At 71.0% G+C, this 25,529-nt stretch carries 25 protein-coding genes; 7 read left to right on the top strand and 18 right to left on the bottom strand.

The window, feature by feature from the left end; genetic code table 11:
* Positions 1-8: 8 nt before the first annotated feature.
* The 3 genes from MUY22_RS25165 to MUY22_RS25155 all read right to left on the bottom strand — a co-directional run bounded on the left by MUY22_RS25165 (position 9) and on the right by MUY22_RS25155 (position 2,398).
* Positions 9-440: a CBS domain-containing protein gene (locus MUY22_RS25165; RefSeq protein ID WP_247063162.1), complete on the bottom strand. Its 432-nt coding sequence runs from the start codon at positions 438-440 to the stop codon at positions 9-11.
* A gap of 102 nt (positions 441-542) precedes the next feature.
* On the bottom strand, positions 543-989 hold the full coding sequence (locus MUY22_RS25160; protein ID WP_247063161.1) for a hypothetical protein: 447 nt from the start codon (positions 987-989) through the stop codon (positions 543-545).
* On the bottom strand, positions 986-2,398 hold the full coding sequence (locus MUY22_RS25155; RefSeq protein WP_247063160.1) for a PLP-dependent aminotransferase family protein: 1,413 nt from the start codon (positions 2,396-2,398) through the stop codon (positions 986-988). The genes MUY22_RS25160 and MUY22_RS25155 overlap by 4 nt, the downstream gene beginning before the upstream one ends.
* An 83-nt stretch (positions 2,399-2,481) precedes the next feature.
* On the opposite strand from MUY22_RS25155, the gene MUY22_RS25150 reads away from it, so the two are divergent.
* The gene (locus MUY22_RS25150; protein WP_247063159.1) at positions 2,482-3,054 is read left to right on the top strand and encodes a TIGR03086 family metal-binding protein; all 573 of its coding nucleotides are present in this window, start codon (positions 2,482-2,484) and stop codon (positions 3,052-3,054) included.
* On the opposite strand, the gene MUY22_RS25145 is transcribed toward MUY22_RS25150, so the two are convergent.
* On the bottom strand, positions 3,047-4,060 hold the full coding sequence (locus MUY22_RS25145) for a neutral zinc metallopeptidase (RefSeq protein ID WP_247063158.1): 1,014 nt from the start codon (positions 4,058-4,060) through the stop codon (positions 3,047-3,049). The two genes, MUY22_RS25150 and MUY22_RS25145, sit on opposite strands and share 8 nt — an antisense overlap.
* A gap of 112 nt (positions 4,061-4,172) precedes the next feature.
* Here MUY22_RS25145 and MUY22_RS25140 point away from each other — a divergent pair, with 112 nt between their 5' ends.
* The gene (locus tag MUY22_RS25140; protein ID WP_247063157.1) at positions 4,173-6,185 is read left to right on the top strand and encodes a prolyl oligopeptidase family protein; all 2,013 of its coding nucleotides are present in this window, start codon (positions 4,173-4,175) and stop codon (positions 6,183-6,185) included.
* Here MUY22_RS25140 and MUY22_RS25135 read toward each other — a convergent pair.
* Together MUY22_RS25135 and MUY22_RS25130 are read right to left on the bottom strand one after the other, a co-directional pair.
* Positions 6,175-6,489: a multidrug efflux SMR transporter gene (locus MUY22_RS25135; protein WP_247063155.1), complete on the bottom strand. Its 315-nt coding sequence runs from the start codon at positions 6,487-6,489 to the stop codon at positions 6,175-6,177. The two genes, MUY22_RS25140 and MUY22_RS25135, sit on opposite strands and share 11 nt — an antisense overlap.
* Entirely contained in the window at positions 6,489-7,100 is a 612-nt protein-coding gene (locus MUY22_RS25130) for an FMN-dependent NADH-azoreductase (RefSeq protein ID WP_247063154.1), read from the bottom strand. The genes MUY22_RS25135 and MUY22_RS25130 overlap by 1 nt, the downstream gene beginning before the upstream one ends.
* Positions 7,101-7,177: 77 nt before the next feature.
* Here MUY22_RS25130 and MUY22_RS25125 point away from each other — a divergent pair, with 77 nt between their 5' ends.
* Positions 7,178-7,726 carry a TetR/AcrR family transcriptional regulator gene (locus MUY22_RS25125; RefSeq protein WP_247063153.1) on the top strand — a complete coding sequence of 183 codons (549 nt, stop codon included), beginning with the start codon at positions 7,178-7,180 and terminating at the stop codon, positions 7,724-7,726.
* On the opposite strand, the gene MUY22_RS25120 is transcribed toward MUY22_RS25125, so the two are convergent.
* Positions 7,723-8,460, bottom strand: coding sequence for a ferritin-like domain-containing protein (locus tag MUY22_RS25120; RefSeq protein ID WP_247063152.1), 738 nt, complete (start codon positions 8,458-8,460; stop codon positions 7,723-7,725). The genes MUY22_RS25125 and MUY22_RS25120 overlap by 4 nt on opposite strands.
* A 90-nt stretch (positions 8,461-8,550) precedes the next feature.
* On the opposite strand from MUY22_RS25120, the gene MUY22_RS25115 reads away from it, so the two are divergent.
* Positions 8,551-8,940, top strand: coding sequence for a VOC family protein (locus MUY22_RS25115; RefSeq protein ID WP_247063151.1), 390 nt, complete (start codon positions 8,551-8,553; stop codon positions 8,938-8,940).
* A gap of 109 nt (positions 8,941-9,049) precedes the next feature.
* On the opposite strand, the gene MUY22_RS25110 is transcribed toward MUY22_RS25115, so the two are convergent.
* From MUY22_RS25110 to MUY22_RS25095, 4 genes are all read right to left on the bottom strand, one after another.
* Positions 9,050-9,457, bottom strand: coding sequence for a hypothetical protein (locus MUY22_RS25110; RefSeq protein WP_247063149.1), 408 nt, complete (start codon positions 9,455-9,457; stop codon positions 9,050-9,052).
* 40 nt (positions 9,458-9,497) lie between these two features.
* The gene (locus MUY22_RS25105) at positions 9,498-13,373 is read right to left on the bottom strand and encodes a vitamin B12-dependent ribonucleotide reductase (protein ID WP_247063147.1); all 3,876 of its coding nucleotides are present in this window, start codon (positions 13,371-13,373) and stop codon (positions 9,498-9,500) included.
* A 30-nt stretch (positions 13,374-13,403) separates the two neighbouring features.
* The gene (gene nrdR, locus MUY22_RS25100) at positions 13,404-13,898 is read right to left on the bottom strand and encodes a transcriptional regulator NrdR (protein ID WP_247063145.1); all 495 of its coding nucleotides are present in this window, start codon (positions 13,896-13,898) and stop codon (positions 13,404-13,406) included.
* A gap of 309 nt (positions 13,899-14,207) precedes the next feature.
* Positions 14,208-14,681 (bottom strand): LysM peptidoglycan-binding domain-containing protein, encoded by a 474-nt coding sequence (locus tag MUY22_RS25095; RefSeq protein ID WP_247063138.1) that lies wholly within the window; start codon positions 14,679-14,681, stop codon positions 14,208-14,210.
* Between the two features lie 358 nt (positions 14,682-15,039).
* Between MUY22_RS25095 and lexA the strand changes: the two genes are divergently transcribed.
* Positions 15,040-15,699 (top strand): transcriptional repressor LexA, encoded by a 660-nt coding sequence (gene lexA, locus MUY22_RS25090; protein WP_247063137.1) that lies wholly within the window; start codon positions 15,040-15,042, stop codon positions 15,697-15,699.
* 301 nt (positions 15,700-16,000) lie between these two features.
* Here lexA and MUY22_RS25085 read toward each other — a convergent pair whose 3' ends face one another.
* From MUY22_RS25085 to MUY22_RS25075, 3 genes are read right to left on the bottom strand one after another with little or no spacing between them, the layout of a single operon-like run.
* Complete coding sequence (locus tag MUY22_RS25085) at positions 16,001-17,020, bottom strand: esterase-like activity of phytase family protein (RefSeq protein ID WP_247063136.1); 1,020 nt, start codon at positions 17,018-17,020, stop codon at positions 16,001-16,003.
* Positions 17,021-17,072: 52 nt separating this feature from the next.
* A complete protein-coding gene (gene hflX, locus MUY22_RS25080; protein WP_247063135.1) occupies positions 17,073-18,518 on the bottom strand; it encodes a GTPase HflX in 1,446 nt (481 codons plus the stop codon).
* 43 nt (positions 18,519-18,561) lie between these two features.
* Positions 18,562-19,065: a transcriptional regulator gene (locus tag MUY22_RS25075; RefSeq protein ID WP_247063132.1), complete on the bottom strand. Its 504-nt coding sequence runs from the start codon at positions 19,063-19,065 to the stop codon at positions 18,562-18,564.
* Between the two features lie 63 nt (positions 19,066-19,128).
* Here MUY22_RS25075 and MUY22_RS25070 point away from each other — a divergent pair, with 63 nt between their 5' ends.
* The gene (locus MUY22_RS25070) at positions 19,129-20,382 is read left to right on the top strand and encodes an MFS transporter (protein ID WP_247063130.1); all 1,254 of its coding nucleotides are present in this window, start codon (positions 19,129-19,131) and stop codon (positions 20,380-20,382) included.
* A 9-nt stretch (positions 20,383-20,391) separates the two neighbouring features.
* On the top strand, positions 20,392-22,908 hold the full coding sequence (gene valS / locus MUY22_RS25065) for a valine--tRNA ligase (protein ID WP_247063128.1): 2,517 nt from the start codon (positions 20,392-20,394) through the stop codon (positions 22,906-22,908).
* A 57-nt stretch (positions 22,909-22,965) separates the two neighbouring features.
* On the opposite strand, the gene MUY22_RS25060 is transcribed toward valS, so the two are convergent.
* The 4 genes from MUY22_RS25060 to miaA all read right to left on the bottom strand — a co-directional run bounded on the left by MUY22_RS25060 (position 22,966) and on the right by miaA (position 25,375).
* Entirely contained in the window at positions 22,966-23,142 is a 177-nt protein-coding gene (locus tag MUY22_RS25060; protein WP_247063126.1) for a hypothetical protein, read from the bottom strand.
* Between the two features lie 54 nt (positions 23,143-23,196).
* Positions 23,197-23,418, bottom strand: a complete 222-nt coding sequence (locus MUY22_RS25055; RefSeq protein WP_247063125.1) for a hypothetical protein — start codon at positions 23,416-23,418, stop codon at positions 23,197-23,199.
* A gap of 189 nt (positions 23,419-23,607) precedes the next feature.
* Positions 23,608-24,438 carry a diaminopimelate epimerase gene (dapF, locus tag MUY22_RS25050; RefSeq protein ID WP_247063124.1) on the bottom strand — a complete coding sequence of 277 codons (831 nt, stop codon included), beginning with the start codon at positions 24,436-24,438 and terminating at the stop codon, positions 23,608-23,610.
* A gap of 10 nt (positions 24,439-24,448) precedes the next feature.
* On the bottom strand, positions 24,449-25,375 hold the full coding sequence (miaA, locus tag MUY22_RS25045) for a tRNA (adenosine(37)-N6)-dimethylallyltransferase MiaA (RefSeq protein ID WP_247063122.1): 927 nt from the start codon (positions 25,373-25,375) through the stop codon (positions 24,449-24,451).
* Between the last annotated feature and the right edge of the window lie 154 nt (positions 25,376-25,529).

The following is a 25,529-nucleotide window of genomic DNA, read 5'->3' as shown; positions in this document are numbered from 1 at the left end:
CTTGAGCCTCAGCCCTGGGAGATGTAGGCCTCCAGCTGTTCCTGGCTCTTCTCCAGCTCTTCCATCCGGTTCTTCACCACGTCGCCGATGGAGATGATTCCGGCCAGGCGGCCGTTGTCCAGGACCGGGACGTGGCGGATGCGGCGCTCGGTCATCAGGATCGACAGCTGGTCCACCGAGTCGTCCGGGCCGCAGCTGGCGACCAACGTCGTCATGATGTCGGCTACCGGGCCGTCCAGGAGGGTGGGGCCGTGGTCGTTGAGGCGGCGGACGACGTCGCGTTCGGAGACGATGCCGGCGATCGACCCGTCCGGTGCTACGACCACCATCGCACCGACGTTCTTGTCCGCCAGTCCGGCCAGCAGCGTGGTCACCGTGGTTTCCGGAGTGACCGTGGCCACGGCCGTCCCCTTCTTGCGCAGCAGATCCGCAATCCGCATGGCGATCCTTCCCGTCGGTGAACTGGGTCACAACAGGTTAGGGCCCGGCAGCACCGCGCGAAAGTCCGGCAAACGGGGCGTATCCGTGGTATTCGAACCGATTCAGCCGAGACGTTCGGCCAGGCCGTCCAGTGCGAGGCGGATTCCGGCGGCGTAGTCGTCGTCGCAGAGGGCATCCAGACGGCCTCGCGCGAGGTCCAGCTGCTCGCGGGCGGCCGTCAGATCACCCAGCTTGCGGTAGTCCTCACCCAGGTTGAGGTGCAGCGACGGGTAGAACCCGCGCACGGCCAGCGACGAGTGGTACTCCTGCGCCCGCGAGTCGGTCAGCGAGTCCGCCGCGGCCAGCGCGCGCAGGTCCCACTCGAGCTCCTCGGCCGGGTCGTCGCAGACGTCGGCCATGTGGTGGGCGAGCGCGACGCGGTGCAGCGGGTCGCCGTCCGGGCCGACCGACGCCCACAGCTCGGCGAAAGTCGCGTACGCGCCCGCGCGGTCGCCGCCCATGTGCTGCCGCAGACCGGCGTCGATCGCCACCATCACGTCGTCGGTCATGCCGTTCCTCCATCGGCGAGTGAGCGCAGCCGGGCCAGTCCCGGCTCGATCCGCTCGGTCGCGACCGCACCGTAACCGAACACGAGCCCGTGCCGCCGCTCGCCCACACCGAAATCGCCCAGCGAATACAGCCGGACGCCGTGGTGCCGGGCGCGCCGGACCCACGAGCGCGTGTCGAAGACGGAAGCCGCGCTCAGGTGCAGGCCCGCGGTCGACGGCAGCGGCGTGAGGACCTCGGCGAAGTCCCTGACCAGCAGCCTCGACAGCAGCTCGTGCCGGTCGCGGTAGACCTTGCGCATCCGGCGGACGTGCCGGGCGAAACCGCCTTCGGCCATGAACGCCGCCAGCGCGGCCTGCTCGACGTTGGGCGCGTGCCAGTCCGTCAGGTACCGGGCCTTCACGAGCGCGGGCACCAGCGCCGGCGGCGCGATGAGAAACCCGAGCCGCAGCGCCGGCGAAAGCACCTTCGAGAACGAGCCGACGTACACGACGCGGCCGCGGGAATCCAAGCTGTGCAACGGTTCCAGCGGCCGTCCGGTGTAGCGGAACTCGGTGTCGTAGTCGTCCTCGACGAGCACGGCGTCGTGGCGCTCGGCCCAGTCGAGCAGTTCGAGCCGGCGGTCCAGCGACATCGACAGGCCCAGCGGGTACTGGTGCGACGGCGTCACGTAGACCAGCCGCGTCCCGGCCGGGATGGCGTCGACGACTATCCCGGAATCGTCCACCGGCACCGGCGCGACGCGCACGCCGCGCGACTCGAGCACCAGCCGCGGCGGCGGGTACCCGGGGTCTTCGACGGCCGCCAGGTCGCCGGGCCGCAGCAGCACCCGCGCGACCAGGTCCGTCGTCTGCTGCGCGCCCGCGGTGACGACGACCTGCTCGGCGCTCGCCCGCACGTCGCGCGACACCCCGGCGTGCCGGGCGATCTCGGCGCGCAGCCCGGCGTGGCCCTGCGGGTCGCCGTAGGTCATCAGGTCCGCCTGGCCGGCACGCAGCCGCTGCGTGACAAGCCGGCGCCAGGTGTCGAACGGGAACCGCGCCAGGTCCGGGACGCCCGGGCGGAAGTCGAACTCCGGCGCCGGGGCGAACGGCGCGGGCGGCGACGGCACGGCGTCCCACTCCGGCAGCGGCCGCACGCCGGAGACGTGGGACGGCTCGGGGCGCGCCGCCGGGGACGCCGTGACGAACGTGCCCGCGCCGACCCGCCCGGCCAGGAACCCTTCGGCGGTGAGCCGGTCGTAGGCCGCGCTGACCGTCGTACGGGAGACGGCGAGCCGCTGGGCCAGCTCACGCGTAGGCGGCAGGGCTTCGCCGGGCCGGATCCGGCCGTCGAGGATCGCCGCGCGCAGCTGCCGGTAGATCGCGTCGCGGTGGCCGCGGGTCCCGGTCAGGTCGATGTGGACGTCCACCGGCTCGATCCTAGATCGGCCCACGAAGGTTGGCCTGGTTTTGGCACTGTGCGTGGTCCGCTTCCGCTCCTAGCGTCGGGCTCATGGACTTCCGCGAACTCGACCGCCGCACCCTGCTCGTCCTCGACAAGATCGTCGCCACGGCCACGCCCGCCGACCTCGCCCGGCCGACCCCGTGCGCGGGCTGGACGCTGGCCGACCTCCTCCGCCACCAGGTCAGCGAGAACCACGCTTTCGCGACGGCGGCCCGCGAGGGCTCGGCGCCGGACTGGGACGCCGGCGACCTCGGCGACGACCCGTACGCCGCCTACCAGGCGTCCGTCGACGACTACCTCGACGCCTTCGCCGACGACGCCGTGCTGACCCGCGAGCTCGCCGTCAGCACCTTCGGCACGTTCCCCGGCCCGATCGCCGCGCTGATGCACCTGGTCGACACCGTCGCGCACGGCTGGGACCTCGCCCGCACGCTCGGCCTCCCCTACGAGCCGGACGCCGACGCCGTGTCCGCCGCGCTGCGGATGGCCGAGCGCATCCCCGACGAGGGCCGCGAGAAGAACGGCTCGTTCGCGCACAGCGTCGACGTCCCGGCGGACGCGAGCGACCTGGACCGGTTCCTGGCGCTGCTGGGCCGCGATCCCGCCTGGCGCGTCAGCTGACCTCGGTGACCGGCGCGCCCCACGTGTCGCACGACTTCGTGGTCTTGCCGTCGTACCCGGCCTTCGCCCAGGACAGCTGGTGCGCGCGCGAGCCGTGGGTGTCGCTGTCGTCGGCCCGGCCGTAGTCGGCGACGGCGGCGTTGGCCAGCGACCGGCTGATCGAGCCCGTGCCGGCGACCGCGGCGAGGAACAGCGAGCCGAAGCAGTTCGCCTGCAGCTCGATCCGGCGGACGACCTCTTTGTCGGCCGGGCTGTCCTCGTCCGGCGAGGTCATCTTGTCGGCCGCGGCGGACAGGATGCCGCTCTCGCGCTGCACGTGGTGGCCGTACTCGTGGGCGATCGTCGCGATGTGCCGCGCCTTGTTGAGCCCGGCGTCCGACAGCATCCAGTCGGTCGGGGCGTAGATCGTGGTGTCGCCGCCGCAGTAGTACGCGACGGCTTCGTTCTCCGACGGCGCCGCGCCGCACGCGCTGTGCTCGGGCAGCACCACCGACACCTTGGCGGTCAGCGTCGGCTCGTTGGCTTTGGCCAGTGCGGGCCGCCACGACTGTTCGAGGCAGCCGGCCAGCGCGTCGTAGTACGCCTTGAGCTGCTCGGCGGCCCGGCCGAGGGCGGGCAGCGCGCAGTGCGCCGGCCCGGGCGTGATGCCGGCGGCGAGCAGCGGGTTGGTGGACAGCTCCGGCACGGACTTCGGCGGCTTGCCGTCGGACGTGCCGCCGTACGCGCGGCCGGTGTCGACACCCTCGGCGACGAGCGCGTGGCCGTCGACGCGGTGCGGGAAAGTGGCGGCGACCAGCGAGAAGGCCAGGACGATCACCAGGACCCCGCCGACGGCGCCCCAGAGCCGGCTGCGCGGCGGGGCGATCGGGACGGGGGGTGCGGTCGCCCAGCCGGGTGACGCCCAGGGGTTGGGTTCCGGCGCCCACGCCGGTTCCGGAGGCCGCGCCGCCGGTGCCGGTGACGGCGGTGGCGGCCCGGGCGGACCGGCCCTTTCGGCCTCGTTCACGTTCTCCCCCTGCTCGGTGCGCCCAGCATATCGACCGCCGAAGAGGCCGGGATCACGAATCGAAAACGCCGTCCGGTGGCCAGCGGGCCCGTGATCGGGCGAGACTGTCGGCATGAGTGTCGAGGATCCCCTCCTGTGGCTGGAAGACGTGACCGGCGAGGAAGCGCTGGACTGGGTGCGCGCCCGCAACGGCGAAACACTGGCCGAGCTGACCGAGGCCGCCCGGTTCGCCGAACTGCGCGACGAACTGCGCGAGGTGCTCGACGCCGACGACCGGATCCCGTACGTGCGCCGCCGCGGTGAGCTCCTCTACAACTTCTGGCAGGACGCGAGCCACCCCCGCGGTCTGTGGCGGCGGACGACGCTGGAGTCCTACCGGCGGGCCGAACCGGAGTGGGAGCTGCTGCTCGACGTCGACGCGCTGGCCGAGGCCGAGGGCGAGAACTGGGTCTGGCAGGGCGCGACCGTGCTGCGGCCGGGTTACCGCCGCGGCCTGGTCGAGCTGTCGCGCGGCGGCGCCGACGCCACGGTCGTGCGCGAGTTCGACCTCGACGCGCACGAGTTCGTCGAGGGCGGCTTCACGCTGCCGGAGGCGAAGACGCGCATCGGCTGGATCGACGAGGACCGCGTCTACGTCGGCACCGACTTCGGCCCGGACTCGCTGACCAGCTCCGGCTACCCGCGGCTGAGCAAGGAGTGGCGCCGCGGCACGCCGATCGAGGCCGCGACGACGGTCTACGAGGGCAAGGCCGACGACGTCTCGATCGGTGCGTCCCACGACCCGACCGAGGGCTTCGAGCGCGACTTCGTCAGCCGCGCCATCGACTTCTACCGCTCGGAGCTGTTCCTGCGGACGCCCGGCGGCCTGGTCAAGATCGACGTCCCGGACGACGCGAGCGCGTCGCTGCACCGCGAATGGCTGCTGGTCCGGCCGCGGACGGCGTGGACCGTCGGCGGCACCGAGCACCCGGCCGGCTCGCTGATCGCGATCCTGTTCGACGCCTTCATGGGTGGCGAGCGGACCTTCACGACGCTCTTCACGCCGGACGCGCACACCTCGCTCGACTACTGGGCCTGGACGCGCAACCACCTGCTGCTCGGCCTGCTGCGCGACGTCCGGTCCGAGCTGCGCACGCTCACGCCGGGTCCGGACGGCTGGGCGGAGGAGCCGCTTTCGGGTGGCCCGGAGTTCGGCAGCGCGGACATCTTCGACACCGATCCCGACGTCAGCGACGAGTACCTGATCAACTCCAGCGGCTTCCTCCAGCCGTCGACGCTGAGCTACGGCCATGTCGGCGAAGAAGTCGAGGTGCTGAAGCAGGCTCCGGCGTTCTTCGACGCTTCGGAGATGAGCGTCGCGCAGTACTTCGCGACGTCCGAAGACGGCACGAAGATCCCCTACTTCGTCGTCCGGCCTTCCGGTGCCGAAGGCGGCCCGACGCTGCTGACGGGCTACGGCGGCTTCGAGGTGTCGCTGACGCCGTCCTACAGCGGGATGATCGGCCGCGGCTGGCTCGCGCGTGGCGGCACGTACGTCGTCGCGAACATCCGCGGCGGCGGCGAATACGGGCCGGGCTGGCACACGCAGGCGATCAAAGCCGAGCGGCACCGGGTGTACGAGGACTTCGCCGCCGTCGCCGCGGACCTCGCCGAGCGCGGCATCACGACGCCGGAACGGCTCGGCATCCAGGGCGGCAGCAACGGCGGCCTGCTGATGGGCGTCATGCTGACGCGTTACCCGGAGCGGTTCGGCGCGATCGTCAGCCAGGTGCCGCTGCTCGACATGCGCCGCTACCACCTGCTGCTGGCCGGCGCGTCGTGGATGGCCGAGTACGGCGACCCGGACGAGGCGGCCGAGTGGGAGTTCATCTCGAAGTACTCGCCGTACCAGAACGTCCACAGTGGAGTGTCCTATCCGCCGTCGCTGTTCGTGACGTCCACGCGCGACGACCGCGTGCACCCCGCCCACGCCCGCAAGATGGTGGCGCGGATGCGTGAGCAGGGGCACGACGTCCGCTACCACGAGAACATCGAAGGCGGCCACGGCGCCGCGGCGGACAACGAGCAGCTGGCGTTCAAGTGGGCGCTGGTCTTCGAGTTCCTGTGGGAGCAGCTCACGAAGTGATGCGCGCGAGCACGACGCCGCCGACGATCAGGGCCAGCGCGGCCACCCGGCCGAGGCTCAGCGGGTCCTTGGTCACGACGACGCCGAGCACGATCGCGCCGACGGCGCCGATCCCGGTGAACACCGCGTAGGCGGTGCCCACCGGGACGGTGTCCATCGCGCGCGAAAGCAGGTAGACGGCGGCGGCGCAGAGCACGAAGCACAGCAGCGTCGGCCACGGCTTCGTGAAGTTCTCCGTCGGCTTGATGCTCTGCGACCAGGCGATTTCGACGAGCCCGGCGCAGACCAGCGTCACCCAGCCCATCAGATGCTCTCGAGGGCCTGGTCGCGGGACGCCGCCCGGTCGGCTTCGCGCGCGGCGAGGTGCGGGTCGACCAGTGCGTTGGTCAGTTCGGCGTGCACGAAGCGGACGTCGTCGACGTCGTAGTGCCCGGCGATGAAGTCCCGCAGGTAGGCCTCGTGGTGGTCGAACGGCGCGCGCGGCGTGCCCGGCGCGTACGTCCCGCCGCGCGCCCCGGCGACGACGAACGCCTTGCCCCGCAACGACATCCGCGGGAACGTCACCTGGTCGATCCACGTCTTGAGCGCGGCCGGGATCGAGAAGTTGTACATCGGCGCGCCGATGAGGACGACGTCGGCTTCGAGCAGCTCGGCCAGCAGCGGCTCGACGACCGCCCAGGCGCGCTTCTGCTCCGGCGTCTCGACGACGTCGGCGTAGTGCGCGGGGTCGGTGATCCCCGCGGTCAGGAGCGCGTCGCAGATCTCGGTCCAGGCCTCGCCGATCACCGGCACCGGGTCGGCGGCGAGGTCGCGGTGGGTGCGCGTGCCGGCCCAGGTCGCGGCGTAGCGCGCGGTCAGCTCGCGCGAGAACGACGTGCGGCGGGCGCTGGAGTCGAGGTGCAGCAGGTGGGTCACGGTTCCTCCTCAAGTGGACGCGGTGTCCACTTGAGGCTAACTGGACGCCTCGTCCGGATATTCCCTAGGCTGGTGCCATGCCCGAACGCGCCGACGCCGCCCGCAACCGCGCGAAGGTCCTGGCGGCCGCGGAGGAGCTGTTCGCCGCCCACGGCCCGGCGAACGTCACGATGGAGGACATCGCCCGCGCGGCCGGCGTCGGCCGGGGCACGCTGTACCGCCGTTACCCGGACCGCGCGGCGATCGCCGTGGCCCTGCTGGACGAGCACGAGCGCCGGCTGCAGGACTCGCTGCTGCGCGGCGCTCCCCCGCTGGGCCCGGGCGCACCCCCGGCCGAGCGGCTGGCGGCGTTCTACGCGGCGATGGTCGACCTGCTGACCCGCCACGCGCACCTGGTGCTGGGCACGGAGGTGGGCCATTCGCGTTTCAAGACGGGCGCGTACGGCTTCTGGCACACGCACGTCCGCGTCCTGGCGGTCGCCGCGGGCGCCCCGGACCCCGGCGTCCTGGCCGACGTCCTCCTCGCGCCGCTGGCACCGGAACTGTTCCTGCACCAGACCGGCCAGGGCGTGCCGCCGGAGCGGATCACGGCGTCACTGCAGGCCCTCGCGGCCCGGGCGTTCTAAAAGAGCCCACGCGGTCTGGCCCGCTTCGGGACGTGACGCGGCTTCGGTTCTTCACCGCGAATCCGCGCGAGAGCGGCTTCGAAGGCGACGAGCACGTCGGCGACGAAGACGAGCCGCCCGACGCCGAGCCGGCGCAACGCACGCCCGTGATCGGCGGTGACGGTGATCGTCACGCCCAGCAGGAGCAGCCGCCAAGCCCCGAACACGGCCGCGCGGGCCGGCCGGCCGAGCGACGCGAAGCCGATCCGGAGCCGGTGGCAGTGGAAGGGCACGTGCCGCTCCTCATCGGCGAGGATCAGGCCCGCGACCCGCGTGACGAGCGGATCGGCGGTGCCGTCGCGCAGCGCCCGGTAGTACCGCAGCGCGACGACCTCGGCGATGAGCAGCACCATCAGTTCCAGCCGCAGCCCGAGCGCCCGCCGCAGTCGCACGAAAACGGCGTCGGACCAGTGGCTCGTGATGGTCGGCACCCCGGCGGCCCGCAGGAGTTCCTCGAGCATCCGCGCGTGGTTCTGCTCCTCGGCCACGAACAACCTGACGGCGGCCGCATAGTCGCCGCCGGCGGCTTTCGCGATGAGGTTGGCGCCGTCGCCGGCTTCGCCGACCTGGAACCGCTGGATGCTCCGCGCGACGTCGGGGTGCAGTTCCGCGCCCCGAGCCCAGGGCGGATCGCTCCGCAGCCGCCGGCGTTCGGCTTCGGTTTCGAAGTCCCGGAGCCAGTGTGCGTAGGTCATCGCGCCGATGATGCCGGACACTCGTGGACACCGTGGGCGGCTCCGGTGGAGATCCGGTGTGGATGTCGCGCTCGGCCTATCATCGGCAGGATGCCGAGCACCCCGCGGTTCGAAGCCCGCATTCCGACGCAGGACCTGGCCCGCGCCCGGCGGTGGTACGCCGAGAAGCTCGGGCTCGAACCGGCCGAGGAGCGGCCCGGCGGCCTGCGGTACGAGAGCGAGTCCGGCGTCTTCTGCCTCTACACCTCGGCCGGGCGGTCCGACGGCTCGTTCACGCAGCTGGGTTTCTACGTCGAGGACGTCGACGCGGCGGTCGCCGACCTGCGCGGCCGGGGTGTCGTGTTCGAGGAGTACGACGGCTGCGTCGACGGGATCATGGACATCGACGGCAACTACCCGAGTAAGGGCCGCGGCGAGCGGGCCGCGTGGTTCCGCGACAGCGAGGGCAACATGCTCGGCATCGCGGAGATCGTGCCCTAGCCCGGCACTCCGAGCACCACGGCCGGGGTCCAGAAGAACACCTTCGGGTCCCCGAGGCCGGACGCCGTCAGCCAGCGGGCGGCCTCGCGGGCGTCCGTCTCCGCCTCGATCAGGCCGTTGGCGGCCGGGCGGATGCCGGTCGCGTGTGGACGTCGTCGACCAGGCCGCCCAGGCAGGCCCAGGAATGCCAGGTTCCGTCGTCGAACCCGATCGGCTCGAAGCCGAGGACCTGCCCGCTCGGCACCGGGAGCCGGTGGCACAGGCGGTCCGGCAGGCCGCCGCTCCCCCGCACCCAGCCCGCCGCGGCCAGGTCGGCCAGCAGGGGCTGGACGTGCTCCACGGGGACGCCGACGGTGAGCACCGATTCACCGCGGGCCGCCGCGGCCGCGAAGTCGCCGAACCAGTCGTCCCCGCCCGGCTCGGCCGGGACGAGGTCGATGAGGCAGTCGCTCACCGACAGCCGCTTCGCTCCGGCGGCCGTCGCGGCGTGGCCCGCGAACACGTAGTCGTCGATCACGACTCCAGTGTCCCGGGCCACGCAACGGGAAAACGGCAGATCAGCTGCAACCGGAGGTCGCGCCGCAGCCTTCGCAGGCGTAGCACGAGCCTGCCGGGCGCATCTTCGTTCCGCACGTCATGCACAGCGGGGCGTCCGCGGCCTTGCCGAGGCGGAGCTCCATCAGCTCCGTCGTGGTCTGGGCTTCGCGGTGCGGGTGCGCGCTTTCCTCCGTGTGCGGCTCCGGCGAGGCGTCCACTGTGGACTGCAGGGCGCCGAGGTCCACGTTGCCGCCGTAGCCGGCTTCGACCTCCGCCGAACGCTCGTCCGCGGACAGGATGCCCAGCTGCGCCCGCTTCTCCTCCGGCAGGTAGTCGAGCGCCAGCCGGCGGAACAGGTAGTCCAGCACGCTGGTGGCGATCCGGATGTCCGGGTCGTCGGTCATGCCGGCCGGCTCGAAGCGCAGGTTGGAGAACTTCGAGACGTAGAACTCGAGCGGGATGCCGTACTGCAGGCCCACCGAGATCGACATCGAGAACGCGTCCATCACGCCGGCCAGCGTCGAACCCTGCTTGCCGAGCTTGACGAAGATCTCGCCGAGGCCGTCGTCCGGGTAGGAGCCCGCGGTCAGGTAGCCCTCTGCGCCGCCGACGGTGAACGACACCGTCTGGCTCGGGCGCTTCTTCGGCAGGCGCTTGCGCACCGGCCGATACTCGACGACCTTCTCCGGCTCCGCCGCGGCCTTGTCCTTCTTCGCCGTCGACAGCGGCTGGCCGACCTTGCAGTTGTCGCGGTAGATGGCCAGCGCCTTGAGGCCGAGCTTCCAGCCCTGGAAGTAGATCTCCTCGACCTCTTCCACCGTCGCCGTCTCCGGCATGTTGACGGTCTTCGAGATCGCGCCGGACAGGAACGGCTGCACCGAGGCCATCATCCGGACGTGCCCGATCGGCGCGATCGAGCGCTCGCCGACCGCGCAGTCGAACACCTCGTAGTGCTCCGGCCGCAGCCCCGGCGCGTCGACGACGTGGCCGTTCTGCGCCACGAACTCGACGATCGCCTCGACCTGCTCGGCCTGGTAGCCGAGCGCCTCCAGCGCGCGCGGCACGGTCTGGTTGACGATCTGCATCGAGCCGCCGCCGACGAGCTTCTTGAACTTCACCAGCGAGAAGTCCGGCTCGATCCCGGTGGTGTCGCAGTCCATCATGAAGCCGATGGTGCCGGTGGGCGCGAGCACCGAGGCCTGCGCGTTGCGCCAGCCGTGCTTGGTGCCGATGTCGATGCCGCGCTTCCACTCCTCGGTCGCCAGCGCGCGGACCGCGCCGTCGTTCGCGTGGTAGGTGCGGACGAGCTCGTTCGCCGCGGCGTGCTTGCGCATGACGCGCTGGTGCGCCTCGGCGTTGCGGGCGTACCCCTCGTACGCGCCGACGGCCTGGGCCAGCTCCGCCGAGCGCCGGTAGGAGACGCCGGTCATCAGCGACGTGATCGCGGCGGCGAGCGCGCGGCCGCCGTCGGAGTCGTACGCGTGACCCAGCGCCATCAGCAGCGCGCCGAGGTTGGCGTAACCGATGCCGAGCTGGCGGAACTTCCGCGTGGTGTCGGCGATCGGCTCGGTCGGGAAGTCCGCGAAGCAGATCGAGACGTCCATCGCGGTGATCACGAACTCGACCGCACGGGCGAACAGCGGCGCGTCGAACGTGCCCTCGGGCGTGACGAACTTGAGCAGGTTCAGCGAGGCCAGGTTGCAGCTGGAGTTGTCGAGGTGCATGTACTCACTGCACGGGTTGGACGCGGTGATGCGGCCGGACTCCGGGCAGGTGTGCCAGTCGTTGATCGTGCCGTCGTACTGGATGCCGGGGTCGGCGCACTCCCACGCGGCCTGCGCCACGGTCCGGAACAGCTTCTTCGCGTCCGTGCGGGCGATCTCCTCGCCGGTGAGCCGGGCGCGCAGCGCGAAGTCCGTGTTGTTCTCGACCGCCTGCATGAACTCGTCGGACACGCGGACCGAGTTGTTCGCGTTCTGGTACTGCACCGAGGAGATGTCCGCGCCGGAGAGGTCCATGTCGAACCCGGCGTCGCGCAGGACCTTGATCTTCTCCTCTTCGCGCGCCTTGGTCCGGATGAACTCTTCGATGTCCGGGTGGTCGACGTCGAGCACGACCATCTTCGCCGCGCGCCGGGTGGCGCCGCCGGACTTGATGGTGCCCGCGGAGGCGTCGGCGCCGCGCATGAACGAGACCGGACCCGAGGCGGTGCCGCCGGAGGTGAGCAGTTCCTTGGAGGAGCGGATCCGCGAGAGGTTCAGCCCGGCGCCGGAGCCGCCCTTGAAGATCAGGCCCTCTTCGCGGTACCAGTTGAGGATCGACTCCATGGTGTCGTCGACGGCGAGGATGAAACAGTTGTGGACCCGGAGATTTCCGGAAAGGTACTCACCGGACTCCGTCTGGATGTCGTAGACCGGCAGCTCGCCGCGGCTCTTGATCGCGGCGATCTCCAGCCGCTTCGTTTCCCGGGCGGGTAAGCCGGGCTTCTCGAACGACGCCTCCAGTTTCGCGGTCTTCACGGGATCGACGAAACCGATCTCGTCCGCGAAGATCCGGCGGTCACCGGCGTTCTGGATCCGGATGCCCCAGAGGTCGTGGCGATCCGGCCGGCTCTCCTTCTTGCGGCCGACACGAGCGAAGATGCCGAACCGGGCCAGCAGGTGCTGGAGGCCACGGACCAAGTCCTCGCCGATCATGTCCAGCGCGACCAACGTGGACCGTTCCCGAGCGGAAACGTAGCCCTCGGCCTGGAAAATGCTCCGCAGGTAAGCGGCGACGACCGGAAGCGGCGCGGTGTGCAGGTACTCCGGCACCTCCATGTCGGTACCCCGGGCACGCAGGCCCCAGGTCTGGACGAAGGTCTCGAGAACCTCGCCGTAGAGCCGGGTCCGCCGGCAATCCAGCGCCGGGTCCTGTGTTTCGACGGCCCGTTCGTGCCGGTGGACGTCCGGGAAGACACGGTCGAGGGCGGTGCGTACCCAAGCGAGCTCGGCGTCGTTCACCGTCATCGCTTCGATGGTGAGCGAGCGGTTCGTCCCGTGGTACTGGCCGACGAAGCCGTCCGACTGCAGCCAGCCGGCCAGCGCGGCTTCGGCGACGTCGCGTTCCCTGATTTCTTCTTCGCCGAACGCACTTCGACGATGCCATTCGAGCTTGTCGCCGGCCCGCAGCTCTCCGGCGGGCACGAACTTCCCACCGTTCGAACCCGCGCGCCAGACGAGGTGGTCGGCCGTGACGTCGAGGACGTGACCCGACTTCGTGGTGATCCGCAGGACTTCCTTGATCCCGTTGGCCTTCGTGGCGACGACCTTGGTCAGCCCGTGCGCGTCGTAGACCTTGGCGCCGACGGCGTTCAGCTCGACGAACCGGCCGATCGGCACGGCGCCGCCGGGGGTGCTCACCAAGGCGTCGTACGGCTGGCACGCCGAGACCTGCTGCTTCGAGGCCGTGCCGACGTTGAACCAGACCGGGGAGTTGAAGCTGAAGACCTGGTGCAGCAGCATCCAGGTGAGCTCGTGCTCGAAGATCTCGAGGTCCCGCGGCGTGGCGAAGTAACCGTGGTCGCGCGCGCCCTTGACGTAGCTGCGCACGACGCGGTCGATGAGCTGCTTGAGGCTGCGCTCGCGCTGCGGGCTGCCGACGGCGCCGCGGAAGTACTTGCTGGTGACGATGTTCGTGGCGTTGACCGACCAGGACTCGGGGAACTCCACGCCGCGCTGCTCGAAGTTGACCGAGCCGTCGCGCCAGTTGGTCATGACGACGTCCCATTGTTCCCAGGTGACCTGGTCGTACGGGTGCTCGCCCTCGGTGGTGAAGACACGCTTCACGCTCAGCCCGGCGGCCTTGCTCTTCTTGCCGGTGGCCGCCCCGGCCCCGGTCCCCACGGTTTCGGTCATGGTCGAACCCTCACTCCCGCAGCGGGACGGTCAATCGCCGTCGTCGCGCTGATCGCTCTCCTTCGGCGCAGCAGCATCCGCGATGGCCTCACGCAGGTCGGCGATCTCCTTCTCGAAGTCCTCGACCGAGGAGAACGAGCGGTAGACGCTGGCGAACCGGAGGTAGGCGACCCCGTCGAGCTCACGCAGCGGGCCCAGGATGGCCAGGCCGACCTCGTGACTCGGGATCTCGGCCAGCCCGGCGGAGCGGATCGACTCCTCCACGCGCTGCGCGAGCTGCTGCAGCGCGTCGTCGTCGACCGGCCTGCCCTGGCAGGCGCGCCGGACCCCGCTGACCACCTTGTCCCGGTTGAACTGCTCGGTGACCCCGGAACGCTTCACGACGGCGAGCACCATCGTCTCCGACGTCGTGAACCGCCTCCCGCAGGACGCGCACGAGCGCCGCCTGCGGATCGCCTGGCCTTCATCCACCTCTCGGGAGTCGACGACCCGAGAGTCCGCATGCCGGCAGAACGGGCACCTCATCCGCCGATCACCTTCCCCTCCGCGCCGGCCGCCCCGGTCGACGTCCAGGCCGCCACGCGCGGCCGTGCTGCGACCCCCGGGCACCCCTGCACCCTGGTGATCGACTTGTGGACATCCGGTGGGTAAGAGCCGGTCAACTGTGGACAACTGCTGCCCAGTCTACCCCAACCTGTGGACCAACTACAGCGGTGTAACTACTACATATAGCGGCAGAGAGTAGGACTCGGGAGGTGCGTGCGCAAGCGGCGCGGCCGGGCGGGAACCCGCCCGGGTGAGAGTGGTTGACGGCCACGACAACTCGGCGCCGAATCAAGGAGCGGGCACGGCTGCCGGGTCGGCGACCGGGACCGTGAGCGCCAGCCCGGGCACCAGAACGGGCTGGTCCAGGCGATTGAGCTCTTCGATCCGGGCGACAACCGCGCCGGTGTCGCTGTCCGGCGCGAATCGGGCCGCCAGCGCGGACAGCGTGTCGCCCTGCTCGACCGACACCGTGGCGGTGGACTCGGGCACCGGGGCACTCGCGCCACCGCCGCCCAGAAGACCCAATCCGGTGACCACGAGGCAGCTCGCGCCGGCGAGCGCGACGAGCCACGGCCACCGCACCGGCACCCGCCGCGGCGCCGCGCAGGGCGCGCCGGCGGGACGACGGCCCGCGACGACCCGCGCGCGTGTCGGCGGGCGCTGCACCTCACCGCGCCGTCCGCGCAGCACGCGCACAGGACGGGGTTGCGCCGGAGCCGGGGTCGCCGGGCGAGCCGGACCGCGTTCGGCCAGAATGGACATCCGAACCTCCTCTGAACCCTGGTGTCCGCCTGATCCCGGAACCGGCTGCGATTCGTGGATCAAGGTCGAACAGACGTTCTATCGAACGTCAGTGCGAAGGTCTACCACCTACCACCGACAAAATCGAGCGGACACGGCGTGTCGATCGAACAGATGTTTGAAATCGTCGTGCCCGGGGGCTAACGTCGGTGACCAGGGCATCTGCCGGGCAGATGCCGCCGGCGAGGCTGCCCGCACCCAGCGGACGGCGGCCGGCGCGCATACGTGCAGCGAACGTCTGGGAGGCGACGCAGTGGCGAAGGAGAACAAGGCGGGCAGGACCAGTGGGTCCCCCGGGGGCACCGGAAAGGTGGCCTCCATGCCCGAGGTGTACGACGTGGACGACGCCCTCACCGTCCGCCAGCAGCAGGTCCTCGACGTGATCCGCTCGTGGGTGAGCCGGTTCGGCTACCCGCCGAGCGTCCGCGAGATCGGCGAAGCGGTGGGCCTGACGTCGACGTCGTCGGTCTCGCACCAGCTGCGGGCGTTGCAGCGCAAGGGGTACCTGCGCCGGGACGCGAACCGGCCGCGCGCGGTCGGCGTGCTCTCCGCGACCGACGACAACCCCATGGGCATCGAGATGGACCAGCAGCCGGTCATGCCGAAGGCGGCGTACGTGCCGCTGGTCGGCCGGATCGCCGCCGGTGGCCCGGTGCTGGCCGAGCAGTCCATCGAAGACGTCTTCCCGCTGCCGCGGGAGATCGTCGGCGAGGGTGAGCTGTTCCTGCTCAAGGTCACCGGCGACTCGATGATCGACGCGGCCATCACCGACGGCGACTGGGTCGTGGTCCGGCAGCAGCCGGACGCGGACAACGGCGAGATCGTCGCCGCGATGATCGACGGCGAGGCCACGGTCAAGACGTTCAAGCGCAAGGGCGGCCACATCTGGCTCATGCCGCACAACGAGGCGTACGAGCCGATCCCCGGCGACGACGCCACGGTGCTCGGCAAGGTCGTGGCGGTGCTCAGGCGGTTGTGACGAGGGGCGTGAAACGCGGGCGGAGTCTGCTCGCGGAGAGCGCTCGCCAAGCGTCTCCAGCCCGTGTCTTCTGGGGGTGCAACCCCCAGACCCCGCCCGGGGGCGAGCCCCCGGACCCCCACCTCGGTCGCCTCAGTCGGTCGGCTTACCTGCCGCTGAGGCTCGCACAGGCCGGAAGGGTCCGCGGCGAACCTGGATCCGGGTCTCGCACAGCCCGGAATTGTTCACCGGATCGAGTGGTCTTGGCCGTGGGGAGCCAAGCCCGCGAGAGCCGGCCCACGATCGCTCGGCCCGTAAAGAACTAGCGGCGGCTTCGGCGGCGCAGCTTGCCGAACCCGAACCAGCCGATCCCGACCACCGCGAGCGTGATCCCCGCGGCGGGCAGGATGGGGAGCCCGGCCCCGTCCCCCGCCGAACCGGGCGTCGCGCCGGTGCCGGTCGAGGCTTCGCCCTCCGCCGGTGCGCCGGACTGCGCGGCCAGAGCGGCCGCGCCCCGCACCGCGCGGAGGGGCTGGCCGACCCCTTCGCTGCCCGAGAGCAGCGTGCCGTCGGGATCGAACGCGATCGCCTCGCCCTGCTTCTCCCCCGGCAACGGGATTCGGACCGGGGTGCGCTGCAGCGCGGCGAGGACATCGCCGTCGGGTGCGGCGTAGAGGTAGGCGTCGGTGTAGGTGCGCAGCGCGACGACGGTGCCGTCGGCCGTGGACGCGCCGCCGGTGACGAGCACCGAGCCGATGGACCCGACCGGGCCGCCCGGCGTGTCGGTGGTCTCGATCTTCACCGAGCCGACCTTCTCCAGGTTCGTGGGCCCGGGGCTGGCCAGCGGGCCGGACGGCCGGTAGACCTTCGCGTCGCCGAGGACGTCCTTGGTGATCAGGTACGGCGTCCCCGCCTTGTCCATGATCAGCGCTTCGGTGTCGTGCTGGCCGTCGGGGTAGGTGAGCCGGTGCAGCGTGAGCTTGCCCTGCGGGCTCAGCTCGAGCAGCGCGACGGTCAGCCGGCCCTTCAGGTTGTCGCCGGTGTCGGACAGCCAGAGCCGCCCGTCGGGCGTGCGGGCCAGGTCCTCGACGTCGAACGGGTCCGTCTTGTCGGTGAGGACCTTCTGCACCTTGCAGTCCCGGCCGAGCACGAACACCTGGACCTTGGTGCCGCCGTCGTTGATCGCGTAGAGGTGGTCGCCGTCGGACACGAGCCCGGACAGCTCACCGAGGCGCGAGTCCTTCACCGTGCACAGCGGCTGAGGCGTTTCCGCCGCCGACGCGGGTACCGGTCCGCTCAGCAGAGCCAGGAAACCCGCCGCTATCGCGACCGCCAAGCGCACCCAGCCACCTCCGTAGTGTGCGACCACTTTGATCGCACACTACGGAGACGTCTCAGGCCCTGGTCGAGTTGGTCTCGTACTCGCGCAAAGCCGCGGCGAAATCCGGGCGGACCCGCACCAGCAGGCGCGTGCCCTCCTCGACGTGCTCCTCTTCCAGCACTTCGCCGTCCGAGTGCGCCCGCGAGACCAGCTCGCCGTGCGCGTAGGGCACCAGTACCTCGACGGTGACCTCCGGTCGCGGCAGGCGTTCGGCGATCACGTCGACGAGCGCTTCGATGCCCGCCCCGGTCCGCGCCGAGACCTGCACTGAACCGGAGAGCGCGTGCCGCAGCCGGGCGAGGGTGACCTCGTCGGACGCGTCGGTCTTGTTGATCACCAGCAGCTCCGGCGGGAGCGGCTCCTTGCGCTTGCGCGTGATCTCGCCGAGCACCTCGCGCACGGCGCTGACCTGCTCCTCGGGTGCCGGGTCGGACCCGTCCACCACGTGCACCAGCAGGTCCGCGTCCGCGGCCTCTTCCAGCGTCGAGCGGAACGCGTCCACCAGCTGGTGCGGCAGGTGCCGCACGAACCCGACGGTGTCGGTCAGCGTGTAGGTGCGCCCGTCCGCGGTCTGCGTGCGCCGCGTGGTCGGGTCGAGGGTGGCGAACAGCGAGTCCTCCACCAGCACCCCGGCGCCGGTCAGCGCGTTGAGCAGGCTCGACTTGCCGGCGTTCGTGTAGCCGACGATCGCCACGCTGGGCACCTCGTTGGCCATCCGGCGGCCGCGCTTGGTCTCGCGGATGGTGTCCATGGCGGCGATCTCGCGGCGCAGCTTCGCCACGCGCTTGTTGATCCGCCGCCGGTCGGTCTCGAGCTTGGTCTCACCGGGACCACGCAGGCCCACGCCGCCGTTCGCGCCACCGGCCCGGCCACCCGCCTGCCGGGACAGCGAGGCACCCCACCCGCGAAGCCGCGGGATCAGGTACTGCAGCTGGGCCAGCTCGACCTGGGCCTTGCCCTCCTTGGACCGGGCGTGCTGGGCGAAGATGTCGAGGATCAGCGCGGTCCGGTCGATGACCTTGACCTTGACCTTCTCCTCGAGCTGCCGCAGCTGGCCCGGCGAGAGCTCGCCGTCGCAGATCACGGTGTCGGCGCCGGTGGACCCGACGATGTCGCGCACTTCCCGCACCTTGCCCGAGCCGATGTAGGTGGCCGGGTCCGGCTTGGTCCGCCGCTGGATGAGACCTTCGAGGACTTCCGAACCCGCGGTCTCGGCCAGGCGCGCCAGCTCGGCCAGCGACGCCTCGGACTGCAGGGCGGTGCCCTCGGTCCACACGCCGACCAGCACGACCCGCTCGAGCCGCAGTTGCCGGTACTCGACTTCGGTGACGTCGTCGAGCTCGGTGGAGAGCCCCGCGACCCGGCGCAGTGACGCCCGGTCCTCGAGCTCCATCTCGCCCGTGGACAGCTCGGCGTCGTACGGGTCTTCGTGGTCTTCGGTGTGTGTCAGATCTGTCATCGTGCCTCCATGGTCCCACGTTTCGACGCGGGAACCGAACTCTTCAGCTGCTCGGATAGGTGGCGAGGTAGATCGCGGTGCGTTCCGCGCCGGGACGGCGCGGTCGTGCGCGAAACTCCTCGAGGAGGGCGGTCAGCCGGTTGTCCAGCTCTTCGCGCTCCTCGGGGGCCACCTGGACGACCAGGCGTGACTGGTGCACGCCCTCGAACCCGGTTTCGGCGATCTCGGCCAGGTAGGCCTCGAGCACCGCCTCTTCAACGCCCCGATCACCGCATGAGTCGAGTGTCCACGAAAGTCCGGTGGAGAGGTAGGGAATTTCCCTGGCGCCCCGGGTGCCGCGCCGCGGCGGCTGCGCCGCCAGGAAGCCGGTTTCCACGAGCTTGCGCACGTGGTGCAGGGTCGTCGCCGGGTCGCGGCCGAGCCGCTCGGCGAGCTCCTTGTTCGTCAGGGCGTCCGAGAAGGTCAACCGGATGATGCGCAGCCGTATTCCGGACGCCAGCGCGGCGGCCTCGGCTTCGGTCGCGGTACGTCGTTTCCCAGAGGGCACGGCACACAGCTTAGAGCGAACAGTGATTGACACTTTCCAATCACTCGCGGCACACTCGGGACCATGTCCAGGGGGTCACTCTTCTTCCACGCCGACTTCAGGAGACTGTGGGCCGGCGACACGGCCAGCCAGTTCGGCACCTTCGTCGGCAACACGGCCATCCCGCTGCTCGCGGCCGTGACGCTGGCCGCGACGCCGTTCGAGATGGGTCTGCTCACCGCGGCCGAGACGCTCGCGTTCCTGCTGCTCGGGCTGCCCGCCGGCGTGTGGGTCGACCGGCTGCGGCGCCGCCGCGTCATGCTCACGGCCGACTTCACCCGCTTCGCCCTGTTGCTCAGCGTGCCGCTCGCCTGGTGGGGCGGGGTGCTGACGCTCGCGCAGCTGCTGGTCGTCGTGCTGCTCGTGGGCATCGCGACGCTGTTCTTCGACATCGCCTACCAGTCGTACCTGCCGTCGCTCGTCGGCCGGGAGCACCTCCTGGAGGGCAACGCCAAGCTGCAGGCCGTCCAGTCGGTCGCGCAGATCGCCGGTCCGAGCGGCGCGGGTGTGCTGGTCCAGCTGGTCAGCGCCGCGAACACCGTGCTGATCACCGGCTTCGGCTACCTCACGTCGGCGCTGTGCCTGCTGCGCATCCGCACGCGAGAACCCGAGCCGGAACCCCGCGGCCACACCCGGCTGCTCCCGCAGATCGCCGAAGGGCTGCGGTTCGTGTTCTCCGACAAGCCGTTGCGGGCGATGGTGGCGACCACGGCGACGGCGAACTTCTTCCACGGCGCGTTCAGCGCCGTGCAGGTGCTGTTCCTGACGCGGACCGTCGGGCTGGCGCCGGCCGCGGTCGGCGTGCTCCTGGCGGTCGGCGGCGCCGGCGGGATCCTCGGCGCGGTCTGCTCGGGCGCGGTGACCCGGCGGATCGGCCAGGCGCGGGCGATCTGGCTGGTCCCGCTGTTCACCATGCCGGCCAACCTCCTGTTCCCCTTCGCCGGGCCGGACTGGCGGCTCGGGCTCGCCGGGCTCGGCGCGGCGATCGGCGGGTTCGGGATCATCATCTACAACGTCGCGCAGGTGTCCTACCGGCAGGCGATCTGCCCGGACCGGCTGCTCGGCCGGATGAACGCGAGCGTGCGGTTCGTCGTCTGGGGCGTGATCCCGCTGGGCGGACTGCTGGGCGGCGCGCTCGGCGAGGGACTCGGGCTGCGCGGCGCGACGTGGGTGGGCGTGGCCGGCGAAGTGGCCGCGGTGCTGTGGGTGGTCTTCTCCCCGCTGCGGCACATGCGCGATCTGCCGACCACGGCGAAAACGGGTTCCGGCGCCGCCTAGAGTTGCTTCATGAACACTCCCCTCGAGCGCCCACAGGTTCCGGACAAGGTCGGTGTCGACGGTCTGGAGGCCAAGTGGGTACCCGTATGGGAGTCCACGGGCGCCTACCGGTTCGACCGCACCAAAACCCGCGACGAGATCTACTCGATCGACACCCCGCCGCCGACGGTCAGCGGGTCGCTGCACATCGGGCACGTCTTCTCCTACACCCACACCGACGTCCTCGCGCGGTTCAAGCGGATGCGCGGGTTCGAGGTCTTCTACCCGATGGGCTGGGACGACAACGGCCTGCCGACCGAACGCCGGGTGCAGAACCACTTCGGCGTCCGCTGCGACCCATCGCTGCCCTACGACCCGGGCTTCGAAGCGCCGGAGAAGCCAGCAAAGAACACCATCTCGATCTCGCGGCGGAACTTCGTCGAGCTGTGCGAATCCCTGACGGTGACCGACGAAAAGGTCTTCGAAGCGCTCTGGCGGCAGCTCGGGCTGTCCGTCGACTGGACGATGACCTACCAGACGATCGGGCACGACTCGCGGCTGATCTCGCAGCGCGCGTTCCTGCGCAACCTCGCCCGCGGCGAGGCCTACCAGGCCGAAGCGCCGACGCTGTGGGACGTCACGTTCCGCACCGCCGTCGCCCAGGCCGAGCTGGAGGACCGCGAACGCCCCGGCGCGTTCCACGACCTCGCGTTCACCGCGCCCGACGGGTCCGACGTCGTCATCGCGACGACCCGGCCCGAGCTGCTGCCCGCGTGCGTCGCGCTGGTGGCGCACCCGGACGACGAACGCTTCAAACCGCTCTTCGGGACCACCGTGGCGACGCCGGTGTTCGGCGTCGAGGTGCCCGTGGTGGCGCACCACCTGGCCGACCCGGAGAAGGGCCGCGGCATCGCGATGGTGTGCACCTTCGGCGACACCACGGACGTCACGTGGTGGCGCGAACTGCGCCTCGCGACGCGCGTGGTGCTCGGCCGTGACGGCCGGTTCCTGCCCGACGCGCCGCACGGCGTGCCCGCGGAGGCCTATGCGCCGCTGGTGGGCAAGACCGTCCACACGGGACGCGAGATCCTGGTCCGCCTGCTGCGCGAAGCCGGGGCCCTGCGCGGCGAACCGCGGCCGATCACGCACTCGGTGAAGTTCTACGAGAAGGGCGACAAGCCGCTGGAGATCGTCGCCAGCCGGCAGTGGTACCTGCGCAACGGCGGCAACGACCCGGCGTTCCGCGAGAAGATGCTGGCCCGGGGCGAAGAACTCACCTGGGTGCCGAAGCACATGAAGGTGCGCTACTCGTCGTGGGTGGCGAACCTCGCCGGTGATTGGCTGGTCAGCCGTCAGCGGTTCTTCGGCGTGCCGATCCCGTTGTGGTACCGGCTCGACGCGCACGGCGAGCCGGACTACGACGCGCACCTGCTGCCGGAGTCCTTGCCGGTGGACCCGAGCAGCGACGTCCCGCCCGGCTTCACCGAGGACCAGCGGGGCGTGCCGGGTGGTTTCGTCGCCGAGGCCGACGTGATGGACACGTGGGCGACGTCGTCGCTGACCCCGCAGATCGTCGGCCGCTGGAGCCTCGACGACGACCTGTTCGAGCGGGTCTTCCCGATGGACCTGCGGCCGCAGGCGCACGAGATCATCCGCACCTGGCTGTTCTCGACGGCGGTGCGCGCGGAACTGGAGCACGGCGTGCTGCCGTGGCGGGCGGCGTCGATCGCCGGCTGGGTGCTCGACCCGGACCGCAAGAAGATGTCGAAGTCCAAGGGCAACGTGACGACGCCGGTGGACCTGCTGGAGCGGTTCGGCTCGGACGCGGTGCGGTACTGGGCGGCGAGCGCGCGCCCCGGCGTCGACACGGCGGTGGACGAAGGCCAGATGAAGGTCGGCCGGCGCCTGGCGACGAAGCTGCTCAACGCCAGCCGGTTCGTGCTCGGCCTCGGCGTGCCGTCGCCGGACGCGTCGGCCACCGAACCGCTGGACCGGGCCCTGCTGGCTTCGCTGGCCGCCGTCGTCGAGCAGGCGACGGCGGCGCTGGAGGCGCTGGACTACGCGCGGGCGCTGCAGGTGACCGAGACGTTCTTCTGGACGTTCTGCGACGACTACGTCGAGCTGGTGAAGGGCCGCGCGTACGGCGACAGTGGCGCTTCGGGAGCTGCGTCGGCCCAGGCGGCGCTGGTCACGGCGTTGTCGGCGGTGCTGCGGCTGCTGGCGCCGTTCCTGCCGTTCGCGGCCGAGGAGGTGTGGTCGTGGTGGCAGCCGGGCTCGGTGCACCGGGCGCCGTGGCCGGTCGCTGCGGCGGTCGACGGTGATCCCGCCCTGCTGACGCTGGCGGGCGAGGTGATCGCGGCGGTGCGCCGGGCGAAGACGGACGCGAAGGTCTCGATGCGCACGGCGGTGGAAACCCTGACGGTGACCGGGCCGGCCGACGTGCTGGAGCGGTTCGCGCGCATCGAGCCGGACATCCGGCTGGCGGGCGCGATCGCCGACGTCACGACGCGCGACGGTGAGCTGGCGCTGGACGTGACCGTCGGCTGACGCCGGGGCCGCGTCGGCGGCGGTAGCACCCCCACCGACGCGGCCCGCACTGGTTCGTCAGTTGTGCCGATGCTCACCGACGCCGACGTAACCGCCGACGCCGTTGCACGTCGGACAGGTCTCGCGGATGTCGTAGTGCTTGTCCCTGTCGTACTTCCTGACCATCACGGTGCCGTCACCGCGGCACTTCGAGCAGCGATGACAGTTGCCGCACTGGGGGTCGTAGCCGGGCATCTCACGTGTCCTCTCGTCGATCAGCGGGTGACAATCGCGTATTCGCCTCTTGGCTCAACTCGCGAGAAGGCGCGAAATCGCCTTCTTACGACTGTTGACCGCGCCCGAGAAATTGACGAACAGCCCGAAGTAGACGTTGGTTTGGGACGCCCACATTTCCACTTGCGAACCACCACCGGGATGCGCCTCGATGTCGATGGACATCGTGATACCGCGATCTTTACCCCGCCGGCGCTTGTTGATGCTGCCTGGGCCGGATGCCGCGGTCCACAGCATTGCCCAGGCACCTCCGAAGGCCGTGTCGACGATTTCTTGCGTGCGCCGCACATCGTGCGGCGAGTATCCATCCGGACACCTACCCTCACACGAATACGACGAAGTCCTGATTGCGGACCCAAGGTCGTTCACGTTCGGGCGTTTGTTACGGATGCCTGTTTCCGCCTCTGTCGCGGCAGATCGCCGCCGTCAGGAACCGGCGGCGGTCCACCAGGCGTCGTCGATCTCGCCGCGGGCCACGATCTCCGCCGGGCCCGACAGCGTCGACGCGCCGCGGGACACCGTCACGTCCACCCGGCCGCCCGGGATGTCCACTGTGGACGCTCCGGTGTCGGTGCCCGCCAGGTGGAAGGCCGCGGCCACCGCGGCGACCGTGCCCGTGCCGCAGGCGCGCGTCTCCCCCACCCCGCGCTCGTGGACGCGCATCCGCAGCGCGCCCTCGCCGAGGCGGTTGACGAACTCGAGGTTCACGCCGTTCGGGAAGACGTCGTGGTCGAAGTCGGGCTGGTCGCGCAGGTCCAGGTCCCGGACGTCGGTGTCGTCGAGCACCGTGACCAGGTGCGGGTTGCCGACGTCGACGGCCACGCCGGAGAACGGCCGGCCCGCGACCACGGTGACCGACGTGCCGGTGATCGTCGCCGGGCCCATCCCGACGGTCACCGTGCGGTCCGGGTGCACCACCACCGGGCGGTCGCCCGCGCGGGTGCCGACGACGAACTCGCCCTCGGTCACGAGCCCGGCATCCACGAGGTAGCGGGCGAAGACGCGCACGCCGTTGCCGCACATCTCCGCGATCGAGCCGTCCGCGTTGCGGTAGTCCATGAACCACTCGCCTTCGGAGGCGATTTCGAGCGCGTCGGCCCGGACGATGCGGAGCACGCCGTCGGCCCCGAGGCCGCGGTGGCGGTCGCACAACGCGGCGATCCGGGCCTCGGTCAGCTCGAGGCGGCCCGCCGCGTCGGGGAGCAGCACGAAGTCGTTCTGCGTGCCGTGCCCCTTGAGGAACTCGATTCCGCCCATGGGGGCAAGGTTACCGGGCCAGGGTATCCAGGACGCGTGCGGCCAGCCCGGCTTCGGCGCCGTCGAACCAGTGGATCCGCTGGTCGCGCCGGAACCAGGACCGTTGCTTCCGGACGAAGCGCCGGGTGGCCTGCGCCGTCGCCGCGGCGGCGGCCGCGAAGTCGCCCTCGCCGTCCAGCTCGGTGATCACCTGCTGGTAGCCGAGCGCGCGCGACGCCGTCTTCCCGTCGCGCAGGCCACGCTCCAGCAACTCGCGGACCTCGTCGACGAGACCGGCCTCGAACATCAGGCGGACGCGCTCGTTCACGCGCTCGTCGAGCTCCTCGGGCGCGCGGTCGACGCCGATCACGACCGTGCCGTAGCGGGCCGGCCCCGGCTTCGGCAGGTTCGCGGAGAACGGCTCCCCGGTGATCTCGATGACTTCCAGCGCGCGCACGATCCGGCGGGTGTTGGTCGGCAGGATCGCGGCCGCGGCGACCGGATCGCGTTCACCCAACCGGGTGTAGAGGGTCGGCGTGCCCAGTTCGGCCGCCTCCGCGTCGAGCCGCGCGCGCACGGCCGGGTCGGTGCCCGGGAAGCGCAGGTCGTCGAGCACCGCCTGGACGTAGAGCCCGGACCCGCCGGTCAGCACCGGCACCCGGCCCGCGGCCAGGAGCCGTTCGACCGCGGCGCGCGCGTCGCGCTGGTAGGCCGCGACGGACGCCGTCTCGGTCACGTCCAGCACGTCGAGCAGGTGGTGCGGAACACCACGACGTTCCTGCTCAGTGGCTTTCGCGGTGCCGATGTCCATGCCGTGGTAGAGCTGCAGGGCGTCGGCGTTGACGACCTCCCCGCCGAGCTTCAGCGCCAGTTCCACGGCCAGCGCCGTCTTGCCGGTGGCCGTCGGCCCGACCACCGCGACCGGGCGGATCGGGGGCGGGGCGGCGGGGCTGGTCACGGCGGCTGACGATACCGGCGTCCCGACACGGAGCGTCCACCGGAAGTAGGATCACGAGCTTCGAGTAGCTCATCCGGTACCACGGTGCGCGCTGAGCTGCTTGAATGCCGCGTGGGGGCCGTAGCATCCGAGCACGGCCCGTGACGACCGCATT

Origin of the sequence: Amycolatopsis sp. WQ 127309 (assembly GCF_023023025.1) — a bacterium.
Classification (GTDB): domain Bacteria; phylum Actinomycetota; class Actinomycetes; order Mycobacteriales; family Pseudonocardiaceae; genus Amycolatopsis.
The sequence above is the reverse complement of the archived record's forward strand: the minus strand, read 5'-3'. Positions and strand labels throughout refer to the sequence as shown.